Here is a 10,283-nt window from a genome sequence, read left to right on the forward strand (position 1 = left end):
CTTTTATCAAGAGGTTTGCGTCACCGGAAGGCGATTTCCTGACGCAAACCTCTTGATCAACAAGGTGAGGGGGTCGGTCAGGGGCGCTGGGGCCAGTGGGTGAGGATCTCCTCGACGGGTAGGACGTCCTGCTCCGGGTTGGGTGCCGGGGTTGGTTGGTCGGTCGGGGTGCGGTCGAAGCGGGGTGCGGGGGCCGGCTGGATCTCGCCGCCCACCTCGACGAACGTGCCCCGGGCCGCGTTGTGCGGGTGCGCGTGCGCCTCGCCGGGGGCGAGCACCGGCGCGACGCAGGCGTCCAGGTCGGCGAAGACAGCCGTCCACTCGTCCCGGGTGCGCTGGGCGAACCGTTCGGTGAACCGGCGGCGCAGCTCGTCCCAGCCGCTCGGGTCGTACTGGGCGGGCAGGTCCGGGTCGTCGGCGAGGCCGAGGCCGGTGAGCAGTACGGCGTAGAAGGCCGGTTCCATCGCGCCGACCGCCATGAATCCACCGTCGGCGGTGGCGTACGTGTCGTAGAACGGGGCCCCGCCGTCGAACATGTTGCCCCCGCGTGGGGCGGCCCACAGGCCGGCGCCGAGCAGCCCGTGCAGGAACGAGGTGAGCAGCGCCGAGCCGTCCACCATCGCCGCGTCGACCACCTGGCCGACGCCGGAGCGCTCCCGCTCCAGCAGCGCGGCCAGCACCCCGACGGCGAGCAGCATCCCGCCGCCGCCGAAGTCGCCGAGCAGGTTCATCGGCGCGTACGGGCGTTCGCCGGCCCGTCCGAGCGGCTCCAACGCCCCGGCCACCGCGATGTAGTCGATGTCGTGCCCGGCTCGGGCTGCCAGCGGGCCGTCCTGACCCCAGCCGGTCATCCGCGCGTACACCAGTCGGGGGTTGCGGGCCTGGCACACCTCCGGCCCGAAGCCGAGCCGCTCGGCCACCCCCGGCCGGTACGCCTCGACCAGCACGTCCGCGCGGTCGGCGAGGCGCAGCAGGTCCGCCACCCCGGCCGGGGACTTGAGGTCCAGCGCGGTGACCTGCCGGCCGCGTTGCAACGGCCCGCTGGTCGGTGCGGCCAGCCGGCCCGCTCCCGGTGCGCCCGGCCGGTCCACCCGCACCACGTCCGCGCCGAGGTCGGCGAGCACCATGCAGCCGAACGGCGCCGGGGCGAGGCTGGCCAGCTCGACCACGCGCACCCCGGCCAGCGGCCCACCGCGGGCCGCCATCACGCGACGTCAGCCGGTTCGGCCCGAAGGGCGGCGAGCCGGTCGGCCAGGTCGGCGGGGGGCGTGAACCGGTCGCCGTAGCTGGCGGCCAGCTCGGTGGCACGGGCCGCGAAGCCGGCCGGGCCGCCCGTGTACTGCCGGACGTAGCGGATCACCCCGCCCGTCCACGCCGGGAAGCCGATGCCGAAGATCGAGCCGATGTTGGCGTCGGTCTCGGTGCGGAGCACCCCCTCGTCGAGGCAGCGCAGCGCGTCCAGCGCCTCGGCGAAGAGCATCCGCTCCTGAAGGTCGGTGAACGGCACCGCCCGACCCGCGTCGGTGATCAGGTCGGCGAGCCCGGACCACAGCCGGCCCCGGGCACCCTCGTCGTAGGAGTAGAAGCCGCGTCCGGCGGCGCGCCCCGGCCGGTCGTACGCGTCGACCAGCTCGTCCACCAGGCGGTGCGCCGGCAGCGGGCGGAACTCCTCGCTGGCCGCCTCGAACTGGCGGCGGATCCGTTGGATCAGCGTGAGACTGACCTCGTCGGCCAGCGCCAGCGGCCCGGTCGGGTAGCCGGCCTGGAGGGCGGCCTGCTCCACCGATGCGGCGGGGACACCCTCGGCGACCATGCCGACCGCCTCGTCGATGAACCTGCCGATCACCCGGCTGGTGAAGAAACCCCGGCCGTCGTTGACCACGATCGGGGTCTTGCCGATCCGCCGGCCCAGGTCGAAGGCCCGGGCCAGCGCCACGTCCCCGGTCCGCTCGCCCACCACGATCTCCAGCAGCGGCATCCGGTCCACCGGAGAGAAGAAGTGCATGCCGATGAAGTCCGCAGGCCGGTCCACGCCGGCGGCCAGCCCGGTGATCGGCAGGGTGGAGGTGTTGGAGGCGAGCAACGCGTCGGGTGCCAGGACGGGTAGCACCTCGGCGAAGACCTGCTGCTTCAGCGCCGGGTCCTCGAAGACCGCCTCGATGACCGCGTCGCAGCCGGCCAGCACGTCCGCCTGGTCGGTGGTGGTGATCCGCTCCAGTACGGCGCGGGCGTCCGCCTCGGTCTTGCGGCCCTTGCGTACGGCGCGGGCCAGTAGGCGCTCGGCGTGTTCGCGGGCCCGGCAGGCGGCCTCCGGGGTGACGTCCTTGACCACGACGTCCAGCCCGGCGCTGGCGCAGGCGTACGCGATGCCCGCGCCCATCATGCCGGCCCCGAGCACCGCCACCCGGCGTACCGGTGCGGCGTCCACACCGGTCGGTCGGGCCGCACCACCGTTGACGGCCTTCAGGTCGAAGAAGAACGCACCGATCATGTTCTTGGCGACCTGCCCGGTGAGCAGGCCGATCAGGTGCCGGGTCTCCACCGTCAGGGCGGTCTCCAGGTCGACCTGTGCGCCCTCGACGGCGGCGGCCAGGATCGCCTCGGGCGCGGGTAGCCGGGCACCCTTGAGCTGCTTGCGCAGCGTCGCCGGGAAGGCGGGCAGTTGTGCGGCCAGCGAGCGGCTCGCCGGGGTGCCACCCGGCATCCGATAGTCCGGCCGGTCCCACGGTTGCGCCGGGTGCGGGTTCGCCGCGATCCAGGCCCGTGCCCGGTCCAGCAGTTCGGCGGGCGTGGCGACCACCTCGTCGACCAGCCCGACCGACAGCGCCTCGGTCGGGCGCATCCGCCGGCCGGTGAGCAGCACCGTGGTCAGCGCGCCGGCCAGGCCGAGCATCCGCACGGTCCGGGTGACGCCACCCGCCCCGGGCAGCAGGCCCAGCGTCACCTCGGGCAGCCCGAGCCGGCTGCCGGGGGTGTCCAGCGCGATCCGGTGGTGGCAGGCGAGCGCGATCTCCAGGCCACCGCCGAGCGCGGAGCCGTTGACCGCGGCGACCACCGGTCGGCCCAGCGTCTCCAGCCGGCGCAGGTCCCGTTTGATGGCGCCGAGCAGGTCGGCCAGGTCGGGCGCGTCGGCACGGGTCGCCCGGATCATCTCGGGCAGGTCCCCGCCGGCGAAGAAGGTCGACTTCGCGCTGGTCACTATGACGCCGACGAGATCGGGCTCGGCCTCCAGTCGGTCCAGCACAGCGCTCATCGAGGCGGCGTACGCCCGGTTCATGGTGTTGGCGGACTGGGTGGGATCGTCCAGGGTGAGCGTGACGATGCCGTCGGCGCCGCGGTCGTACCGGATGGTGTTTGTCATTGTCGTCCTCCGGGTCAGCAGCGCTCGAGAACTGTGGCGACGCCCATGCCGCCGCCGATGCACAGGGTCACCACGGCCCGGCGCAGGTCGCGGCGCTCCAACTCGTCCAACGCCGTACCGAGCAGCATCGCTCCGGTCGCGCCGAGCGGGTGGCCGAGCGCGATCGCGCCGCCGTTGACGTTCACCCGGTCCGGGTCGAGGCCCAAGTCGCGGACGTACTTGAGCACCACAGCGGCGAACGCCTCGTTGATCTCGAACAGGTCGATGTCGTCGACTGTCAGCCCGGCTACGGCCAGCGCCTTGTGGGTGGCCGGGATCGGGCCGGTCAACATCAGCGTCGGGTCCGCGCCGGTGACCGCAGCGCCGACGATCCGGGCGCGCGGGGTGAGGTTGAGATCCCGACCAACCTGTTCCGAACCGATCAGCGCCAACGCCGCGCCGTCCACGATGCCGGACGAGTTGCCCGCGTGGTGGACGTGCTCGATGGCCTCCAGCCAGTGGAACTTCTGCAACGCGACCGCGTCGAAGCCGGCCGCCTCACCCATCGTGGCGAACGACGGGGTGAGCTTGGCCAGCGCCTCCCGGGTCGTCTCCGGGCGCGGGTGCTCGTCGACGGTGAGGATGTCCAGGCCGTTGCCGTCGCGGACCGGCACCACCGAGCGGGCGAAGTATCCGCCGGCCCACGCCTTGGCGGCCCGCTCCTGCGACCGCAGCGCGTAGCCGTCCACGTCGTCGCGGGTGAAGCCCTCCAGGGTGGCGATCAGGTCCGCGCTGACGCCCTGCGGCACGAACGACGTGGCCAGCGCGGTCTGTGGATCGGTGGCCCAGGCCGCCCCGTCGGAGCCCATCGGCACCCGGGACATCGACTCGACCCCGCCGGCGAGCAGCAGATGCTCCCAGCCGGAGCGGATTCGCGCGGCGGCGGAGTTGACCGCCTCCAACCCGGAGGCGCAGAACCTGTTGAGCTGCACCCCGCCGACCTGGTCCGGCAGGCCGGCCAGCAGCGCGGCGGCCCGGGCCAGGTCGCCGCCCTGCTCGCCGACCGGGGTCACGATGCCGAGCAGCAGGTCCTCCAGCCGGCCGACGTCCAGGCCGGGGTTGCGCTCCCGCAACGCGTCGATCAGGCCGACCACGAGGGAGATGGGCTTGACCCCGTGCAGCGCGCCGGTGTCCCGGCCGCGTCCGCGCGGGGTGCGGACCGCGTCATAGACGTACGCCTCAGAGGGCACGGGCGATCAACTCCTTCATGATCTCGTTGGTGCCGCCGTAGATCTTCTGGACGCGGGCGTCGGCGTACATCCGGGCGATCGGGTACTCCGTCGTGTAGCCGTAGCCGCCGAAGAGCTGAAGGCATCTGTCGACGACCTCGCACTGCCCGTCGGTGAGCCACGACTTCGCCATCGCCGCTGTGGAGACGTCCAGGTCGCCACGGGTGTGTCGGACGATGCAGTCGTCCAGGAAGACGCGGCTGACCCGGGCGCGGGTGGCGCACTCGGCGAGCACCATCCGGGTGTTCTGGTGACCCATCAACGCCTTGCCGAAGGCGGTGCGCTCCTTGGCGTACGCGACGGTCAGCGCGACCGCCCGTTCCATGGCGGCGACCGCGCCCACACCGATGACCAGCCGTTCCTGCGGAAGCTGCTGCATGAGTTGGACGAAGCCCAGCCCTTCGGCGCCGCCGAGCAGGTTGGCCGCCGGCACCCGGAACTCGTCGAAGAACAACTCCGCCGTGTCGTTGGCGTGCAGGCCGATCTTGGACAGCAGCCGACCTCGCCGGAAGCCCTCCGGGTCACCGCCCACCTCGCAGACAAGCAGCGAGACGCCGGCCGCCCGCTGCTCGGGGTCGGTCTTCACGGCGACGATGATCAGGTCGGCCAGGCCACCGTTGGTGATGAACGTCTTCGCGCCGGTGACCAGGTAGTCGTCGCCGTCGCGGACCGCCCGGGTCCGCATCGCCTGAAGATCGGAGCCGCCGTCCGGTTCGGTCATCGCGATGGCACCGACCAGCTCGCCGCTGCACAGGCCGGGCAGCCAGCGCCGCTTCTGCTCCTCGCTGCCGTACGCCACCAGGTAGCCGGTGACGATGCCACTGTGGACGGCGAGGCCCAGACTGCTCTCCCCGGTGTACGCCTGCTCGTGCAGCAGCACCGCCTCGTGGGTGAACCCGCCGCCTCCACCGCCGAACTCCTCCGGGACCGACAGGCCGAGCAGCCCCAGCTCACCGGCGCGCCGGTAGTGCTCGCGGTCCGGGTGGCCCTGCGCGAGAAGGCGTTCGGCGTGCGGCAGCACCTCCTTGGTGAAGAAGGTGCGGGCCAGTTCGGCGAGGTCGTCGTGTTCCGGTTCGCGCCAGGGCGAGGGGGGATGGTCGGGCGTCGACATGTGCACACCCTCGCGCCCTGTTGGCACGCTGTCAATAAGCGGTGCTGGACGGCTGCGGCGGCGTCGGGGCGCGCGGTGATCAAGGTGAGGAACGGCTGCTGACCGGTGGGCTGTCGATAGGGTCGGGCAGATGAGTGTCGAGACGGCTCCGCGCCGCCGCCGTTTGGAGCCGGACGCCCGGCGTGGGCAGATCCTGGCCTGCGCGGTCCGGCTGTTCGGCGAGCGCCCGTACGCGGACGTGTCGACCACCGACGTGGCCCGCGAGGCAGGTGTCGCTCGCGGCCTGGTCAACCATTACTTCGGTGCGAAGAAGGACCTCTACCTGGAGGTCGTCCGGGTCATGGTGACCATCCCCGAGGTTGCAGTGGAGCGGCTGCCCAAGGGTGATCTCCGGACCCGGGTCGACGCCAGCGTCACCTGGTTCCTCGACGTGGTGTCCCGGCACAGCACCTCGTGGCTGGCGGCGGTCACCGCCCGGGGGATGGGCGGCGACGCCGACGTGGAGCGGGTGCTCGCCGAGGCCGAGGAGGTCGCCGCGGACCGGATGCTGGTCGCCGTCGGGCTGGCCGGCGAGGCGGAGCACCGCGAGGAGTTGCGCGGGATGGTCCGCGCGTACGGCGGGCTGGCGACGTCGACCGCCAGGGAATGGCTTCAGCGCGGCGCGCTGACCCGCGCCCAGGTGCACCTGCTGCTCACCGCCACCCTGCTGACCATCGTCGAGCAGGTCATCCCGCAGGCCCTCGCCGACGACGGTTCGCCCCGGCCGGCACAGCCGGCTGGACCTTCGGCGTAGGGCCTGACTCGGGGCGGGTGACGCAGGCCACGGGCGCGATGATTGCCGGTGAAATAGGCATAGGGGCTACGGTTATTTCAGCGGTCCACGGGTACCCACCCTCGACGTGCCGCCGACCGCGTCACCGGAGGAGGAGACATGACCACATCTGCCCTGTCCTACGAGGTGTTCGTCTCAGACGGCCCGATGCGAGCCGGTGATCGGCGCATGCCGGACGGGTCGCGGCTTTACGGAAGCCCGGTCGCGTCCACGTTGATCTTCGGGGCCGAGGAGGCCCTTCTCGTGGACCCACCCTTCACCCACGAGCAGATCGCGAAGGTGGGCGACTGGATCGCCCAGTCGGGTAAGCGGCTGACGTACATCTACGCCACCCACGGGCACGGCGACCACTGGTTCGGTGCGGCTGAGCTGGTCAAGCGCTTCCCCGGTGCCGTCACCTACGCGACGCCCGGCACCATCGAGGTCATGCACCAGCAGGCCACTGTTGGCCGGAGTGAGGTGTTCGACAGGGATTTCCCCGGCCTGATCCCGGAGTCGCCGGTGGACGCGGTGCCCGTGCCGGCCGACGGGTTCCTGCTGGAGGGCAATCTCATCCAACCCGTCGAAACCGGGCACACCGACACCGACCAGTCCACCGTGCTGCACGTTCCGTCGATCGGCCTGGTGGTCGCCGGTGACGTCGTCTACAACGGGGTTCACCAGTACATCTCGGAGAGCGCCAACGGGGGCCTGCGGCAATGGCTCGACGCCCTCGACCGCGTCGAGGCGCTCGCACCCCGCGCAGTCGTCGCCAGTCACAAGAACCGGGACCTCCCCGACGACCCGGCCAGCATCGACCAGACCCGGCAGTACCTGCTGAACGTGGAGCGGCTGTTGGCCGAGAAGCAGACCGCCAGTGAGTTCTTCGACGAGATCGTGCGACTCTACCCAGACCGGATCAATCCGGGACCGGCGTGGTACGGGGCGCTTGCCCTGCTCGGGAAGTGAGCTGATGGTGCCCTCGATTTCCGACCACCCAGCAGATGTGGTGGTCGGGTCGTGGCCCGCCACCGCGAGGTACGACCTGGACGCCGCCCCAGGTGGCCTCGGGCTCGTCCAGGATCTGCTCAACACGATCTCGGCCGGCGCGCCACGGCAACCGGACCTCCTGGACGAACTGGACAGCGCCACGGAGTGGGCCCACCTGGCCGTCGCGCAGTGGTCGACGGCCACCGGGCGCCCGGCGCCCGACGTCACGCTCGACGCCGCAGGGCTCCGGGCGCTGCGCATCTTCCGCGAGGAATTGTCGGACGAGATCGATGCCAGGCTCCGCATCACGCCGGACCCCGGGCAACCCGTCGGAGCGTCGAACCGGGTTCCGACCGGATCTCGTACCACCGGTGCCACGCTCCGGCTCGATCGAGACGGGTCCGTCCACCTCGACCCCGCCGGGTTCGGTGCCGATCTGCTGGTCTCGCTCGTTCTCGCCGCACTGTTCGAGGCGCAGCTCGCCGACGTGGGGCGGCGGATCAAGACCTGCCGCAACCCCCGCTGCCGGGTGGCGTTCTACGACCGCTCCCGCAACAACAGCGGGGCCTGGCACTCCGTCCGCGCCTGCGGGCACCCCACCAACCTGCGCGCCCACCGCGCGCGGCAGCGGCAGGCGGACTGACTCAGGCGGCCCGGCGTTCGTCGGCCTCGCCGGTGCGGCTGGATCGGCCGGCACTCGCCGCCGGGGCGGCGAACCGGTCGGCCGCCTGCGCCGGATAGGACTCGGGGCGCACCACCCGCAGCGGCCGGTCGACCTCGTCGGCCCCGAAGCGCCAGCGGGACGGCGTCGGCTGCCGCTGTGGTGCCGGGCCACCGGGGCGCAGACCGGGCCGGGACAGCGCCACGGTGATCAGGTAGCCGACCACCAGGAAGCCGTGGCTGATCAGCCGTTCCCCGCCCACCGATCCGGTGGCCAGGTCGTTCACCGACAGCAGCAGCAACGTGCCGACGAACGCGCTGAGCATCGGCAGCAGCCCGGCGGGCGGGCTGCGGCGCAACGCCACGAACAGGAAGCCCGCGCCCACTGCCACGTTCCACGCCGCCGACTCGTGCCACAGGTGCTGGCCGGTGGGGTGCAGGTGGTCGGCGGTCGCGCCCCGGCCGACCTGGGCCAGGCCGAGCACCAGTTGCACCGCGCCGAGCAGCCCGAGCGCCGACCGCAGGCCGGCGACGAGCGGGCCACGTCCGAACGCCGCGCGCAACCCGGCGGCGAGCTGACCCCGTCCGGGCACCTTTCGCAGGCCGGCTACCAGCGGGCCACGCCGCCACCGTGACCGGCGGGCCGGGTCCGCGCTGGCGGCGGCAAGGATCGCCGCCGTCCGGTCGGGCACCTCGACCACCAATCGGGTACGAACCCGACGGGTCACCGCGGCCGCCGCCGTGAACCAGGCCCGACAATCGGCACACCCGTCGAGGTGCCCCTGCACCGCCGCCAGTTCGGCGGCGGTCTCCTCCCCGTCCAACTGCGCGGACAGGACCTCCCGCCACTGCTCACACCCCATGTATCGGTAGTCGCTCCGGCAGCCGCTCCGGTTCCCGGCGACAGTGACCCGTTGTGGAATACTCGCCGGATCATGACGCGTTACGGCCTGCTGATCCTGCCCGCCACCAACCGGGTGTACGCCCGCGCCGCAGTCGACCTCACCCGGGCCGAGCTGGAGATCTTCGGCCGCTCGGCGCTGGACGGCCGGATCGGCGAGCTGGACACCGAGGTCGTGGGAGGGGCGTCCTACATCACGTTCACCGGCGACGGGCTGACCGAGCGTGACCTGGCCGTCCTGGGCAACCTCTCCGCCGGGTACGCGTTGTTCGAGATCGTCGGTGAGCTGTTGCGGCCGATCGAGTGGAGCCGTCTGGACCGCTACGACGACGATCTGCTCACCATTCAGAAGTACCCGGGCAAGACCAATGAGCAGTTCACCAAGCTGCTGCTCAACGTCACACTGCTCGCCTCGGACTGGGCCGCCGAGATGACCAGCCGCCGGTTCCGGGTGCTCGACCCGCTCTGTGGTCGGGGCACCACCCTCAACCAGGCGCTGATGTACGGCTTCGACGCCGCCGGGATCGAGCGCGACCAGAAGGACGTCGAGGCGTACCGGGCGTTCGTCACCACCTGGCTGAAGCAGAAGCGGGTCAAGCACCGGGTGCTGGAGTCGGGGCCGGTGCGGCGGGAGCGCAAGGTGGTCGGCCGGCGGGTACGGATCGAGGTGGCGCCGACCCGTGAGGAGCACAAGGCCGGCCAGACGCAACTGCTGGACGTGGTCAACGCCGACACCACCCGCTCGGCGGAGTTCTTCCGCCCGGAGACCGTGGACCTGGTCGTCGCCGACGCGCCGTACGGCGTGCAGCACGGCAGCCGTACCGCCGGGCAGGGGTTGACCCGCGACCCGCTGGCGTTGCTCGCGGACGCCGCGCCGGTCTGGGCCCGGTTGTTGCGGCCCGGCGGTGCGCTCGGGATCTCCTGGAACACCCACGTCGCCAGTCGGGACGACGCGGCGGCGGCGTTGGCCGACGCCGGCCTGACGGTGGTCGACGACGAGCCCTACCGCGCGCTGCGGCACCGGGTGGACCAGTCGATCATGCGTGACGTGCTGGTGGCACGCCGCCCGGCCTGACCCCCGGCCTCGCCCCTCCGCCCCTCCGCCCCTCCGCCCCTCCGCCCCTCCGCCCCTCCGCCCCTCCGCCCCTCCGCCCCTCCGCCCCTCCGCCCCTCCGCCCCTC

General features: G+C 72.3%; 9 protein-coding genes. 4 read left to right on the forward strand and 5 right to left on the reverse strand.

The window, feature by feature from the left end:
• Positions 1–77: 77 nt before the first annotated feature.
• The 4 genes from AB0B68_RS30005 to AB0B68_RS30020 are packed head-to-tail and all read right to left on the reverse strand — an operon-like array spanning position 78 to position 5,740.
• Complete coding sequence (locus AB0B68_RS30005) at positions 78–1,205, reverse strand: CaiB/BaiF CoA-transferase family protein (protein WP_357264238.1); 1,128 nt, start codon at positions 1,203–1,205, stop codon at positions 78–80.
• A complete protein-coding gene (locus AB0B68_RS30010; RefSeq protein WP_357264242.1) occupies positions 1,205–3,361 on the reverse strand; it encodes a 3-hydroxyacyl-CoA dehydrogenase NAD-binding domain-containing protein in 2,157 nt (718 codons plus the stop codon). The genes AB0B68_RS30005 and AB0B68_RS30010 overlap by 1 nt, the downstream gene beginning before the upstream one ends.
• Positions 3,362–3,375: 14 nt before the next feature.
• A complete protein-coding gene (locus AB0B68_RS30015) occupies positions 3,376–4,590 on the reverse strand; it encodes an acetyl-CoA C-acetyltransferase (protein ID WP_357197443.1) in 1,215 nt (404 codons plus the stop codon).
• Positions 4,580–5,740: an acyl-CoA dehydrogenase family protein gene (locus AB0B68_RS30020; RefSeq protein ID WP_357197440.1), complete on the reverse strand. Its 1,161-nt coding sequence runs from the start codon at positions 5,738–5,740 to the stop codon at positions 4,580–4,582. The genes AB0B68_RS30015 and AB0B68_RS30020 overlap by 11 nt, the downstream gene beginning before the upstream one ends.
• Positions 5,741–5,870: 130 nt before the next feature.
• Here AB0B68_RS30020 and AB0B68_RS30025 point away from each other — a divergent pair, with 130 nt between their 5' ends.
• From AB0B68_RS30025 to AB0B68_RS30035, 3 genes are all read left to right on the forward strand, one after another.
• Entirely contained in the window at positions 5,871–6,533 is a 663-nt protein-coding gene (locus AB0B68_RS30025) for a TetR/AcrR family transcriptional regulator (RefSeq protein ID WP_357197437.1), read from the forward strand.
• Between the two features lie 138 nt (positions 6,534–6,671).
• A complete protein-coding gene (locus AB0B68_RS30030; protein ID WP_357197434.1) occupies positions 6,672–7,520 on the forward strand; it encodes an MBL fold metallo-hydrolase in 849 nt (282 codons plus the stop codon).
• Positions 7,521–7,524: 4 nt separating this feature from the next.
• Entirely contained in the window at positions 7,525–8,184 is a 660-nt protein-coding gene (locus AB0B68_RS30035; protein ID WP_357264245.1) for a CGNR zinc finger domain-containing protein, read from the forward strand.
• Between the two features lies 1 nt (position 8,185).
• Here the strand turns inward: AB0B68_RS30035 and AB0B68_RS30040 are convergent, their stop codons facing one another.
• Positions 8,186–9,064 (reverse strand): zf-HC2 domain-containing protein, encoded by an 879-nt coding sequence (locus AB0B68_RS30040; protein ID WP_357264248.1) that lies wholly within the window; start codon positions 9,062–9,064, stop codon positions 8,186–8,188.
• 72 nt (positions 9,065–9,136) lie between these two features.
• Between AB0B68_RS30040 and AB0B68_RS30045 the strand changes: the two genes are divergently transcribed.
• The gene (locus tag AB0B68_RS30045; RefSeq protein WP_357197426.1) at positions 9,137–10,177 is read left to right on the forward strand and encodes an SAM-dependent methyltransferase; all 1,041 of its coding nucleotides are present in this window, start codon (positions 9,137–9,139) and stop codon (positions 10,175–10,177) included.
• Positions 10,178–10,283: the final 106 nt, after the last annotated feature.

This window comes from Micromonospora sp. NPDC049049, assembly GCF_040649115.1.
Classification (GTDB): Bacteria; Actinomycetota; Actinomycetes; order Mycobacteriales; family Micromonosporaceae; genus Micromonospora.

Coding starts and splice junctions, on each gene's coding strand:
- AB0B68_RS30005 (WP_357264238.1), bottom strand. CDS start 1,205: ATGGCGGCCCGCGGTGGGCCGCTGGCCGGGGTGCGCGTGGTCGAGCTG.
- AB0B68_RS30010 (WP_357264242.1), bottom strand. CDS start 3,361: ATGACAAACACCATCCGGTACGACCGCGGCGCCGACGGCATCGTCACG.
- AB0B68_RS30020 (WP_357197440.1), bottom strand. CDS start 5,740: ATGTCGACGCCCGACCATCCCCCCTCGCCCTGGCGCGAACCGGAACAC.
- AB0B68_RS30025 (WP_357197437.1), top strand. CDS start 5,871: ATGAGTGTCGAGACGGCTCCGCGCCGCCGCCGTTTGGAGCCGGACGCC.
- AB0B68_RS30030 (WP_357197434.1), top strand. CDS start 6,672: ATGACCACATCTGCCCTGTCCTACGAGGTGTTCGTCTCAGACGGCCCG.
- AB0B68_RS30035 (WP_357264245.1), top strand. CDS start 7,525: ATGGTGCCCTCGATTTCCGACCACCCAGCAGATGTGGTGGTCGGGTCG.
- AB0B68_RS30040 (WP_357264248.1), bottom strand. CDS start 9,064: ATGGGGTGTGAGCAGTGGCGGGAGGTCCTGTCCGCGCAGTTGGACGGG.
- AB0B68_RS30045 (WP_357197426.1), top strand. CDS start 9,137: ATGACGCGTTACGGCCTGCTGATCCTGCCCGCCACCAACCGGGTGTAC.